Genomic DNA, 2,097 nt, shown 5'->3' with positions numbered 1-2,097 from the left:
CACGTCAGCTCCGGCAACGTGCTGGATGCCGGAATATACGGCTTGACGGTCGGCGGGCTGGGGTCGTAAGGCATGGGAGGGGTTTCCTTCAGGCGTGGGTATTGACGAACAGGACCATCGGGATCGCCGGACGGGCCCTGAAAGCGTGACTATCGCACATGCCGTAGTGGAAGAAAAGCGGATTATAATTTCGCACATCGCCCGTAGTTACGGTCTCCCAACGGGTTCTCGACCCGCATCAAGAGAGTTTTGTTTTGACAAATACCCGCAAGCCGGCAACGCCGCGCGCCCGCCGCCAGCGCGGCTTCCTGATTCCGGCACTGGCCATCCTGGCCGCCGTCATCGTCCTGTTCATCGCCGGCGTCGGCGGTTATATCGTGTTCCGCGTGCTGCCCAACGTGCCGGCGCTGGATGCCGTCACCGACTACCGGCCCAAGATCCCGCTGCGCATCTATACGGCAGACAACGTCCTCATCGGCGAGTTCGGCGAAGAGCATCGCGATTTCGTCCCGATCAAGAAGATCCCCGACCTGATGAAGAAATCGCTGCTCGCCATCGAGGATGCCCGCTTCTACGAGCACGGCGCCATCGACTGGAAGCGCGCGATGGGCGCCGTCGGGTCGAACCTGCGCGGCGGCTTCGGCTCCGGCGGCGCGTCCACGATCACGATGCAGGTGGCGCGCAACTTCTTCCTGTCGCGCGAAAAGCGGCTGTCGCGCAAGATCAACGAGATCGCGCTCGCGTACAAGATCGAGGCCGCGCTGTCGAAGGACGAGATCCTCGAGCTGTACATGAACCAGATCTACCTGGGCCAGCGCGCCTACGGCTTCTCGAGCGCGGCGCGGATCTATTTCAACAAGACGCTGGACCAGCTGTCGGTCGCCGAAATGGCGATGCTGGCGGGCCTGCCGCAGAACCCGGCGCGCCATAATCCGGTCGCGAATCCGAAGCGGGCGCGCGAGCGCCAGCACGCGGTGCTGGGCCGCATGCGCGCGCTGAACTACATCACGGAAGAGCAGTACCAGAAAGCGCTGGCCGAACCGCTGCGCGTCAACCAGCGCGGCGTGCAGGACTACGGCACGCATGCGGAATACGTGGCCGAACTGGCGCGCCAGGCCGTGTACAACCAGTTCAAGGAAGACGCGTACACGAAGGGCATCCGGGTCTACACGACGATCCTGAAACCCGAGCAGGACGCCGCCTACGCGTCCGTGCGCCGCAACGTGATCACCTACGACCAGCGCCACGGCTGGCGCGGCCCGGAAGACCGCATGGACCTGCCGTCCGACCCGGCGGAACGCGAGGACGCGATCAACGACGCCCTCGGCAAGCGCCCCGTCAGCGAGGGCCTGATCCCGGCCGTCGTGCTGTCGGCGACGAGCAAGTCGGTGCACGTCGAGACGGTCGACGGCGACATGGTCGACCTCACCGGCGCGGGCCTGAAGTTCGCCCAGGCCGGCCTGTCGTCCGGCGCGAAGGCGAGCATGCGCCTGTCGCCCGGCGCGATCATCCGCGTGGCCAAGGATGCGAAGGACAACTGGAGCGTGACGCAGGTGCCGCAGGTGGCGGCCGCGTTCGTCGCCATCGACGCCGACACCGGCGCCTACCACGCGATGGTCGGCGGCTTCGATTACAACTTCCAGAAATTCAACCACGTGACGCAGGCCTGGCGCCAGCCCGGGTCCGGCATGAAACCGTTCATCTACTCGGCCGCCGTCGACAAGGGCTATTCGCCGGGCACCCTCATCCTCGACGCGCCGCTCGACATGCCGGGCGAGGACGCCGGCAGGACGTGGTCGCCGCAGAACGACGACAACAAGTACGACGGCCCGATCACGATGCGCCGCGCCCTGGCCGAATCGAAGAACGTGCCGTCCGTGCGCCTGCTGCGCGCGATCACGGTGCCGTATGGCGCACGAATTCGTCGGCAAGTTCGGCTTCGACCTGGCGCGCCAGCCGCAGAACTACACGCTGGCGCTGGGCACGGGTGCCGCGACGCCGCTGCAGATGGCCGGCGCGTACGCCGTGTTCGCGAACGGCGGCTACCGCGTGCAGCCCTACCTGATCGCCCAGCATCGAGGACGCCGACGGCAAGGT

Annotated in this window: 1 pseudogene; it reads left to right on the top strand. The window is 66.2% G+C overall.

The features are described from left to right. Window positions 1-308: 308 nt before the first annotated feature. Window positions 309-2,097: pseudogene (locus ACWNCF_RS01150) on the top strand (penicillin-binding protein 1A); the annotation flags it as partial.

Source organism: Massilia phosphatilytica (genome assembly GCF_977014125.1).
Note: the sequence above shows the minus strand (reverse complement) of the source record. Positions and strands in the feature narration are given on the sequence as shown.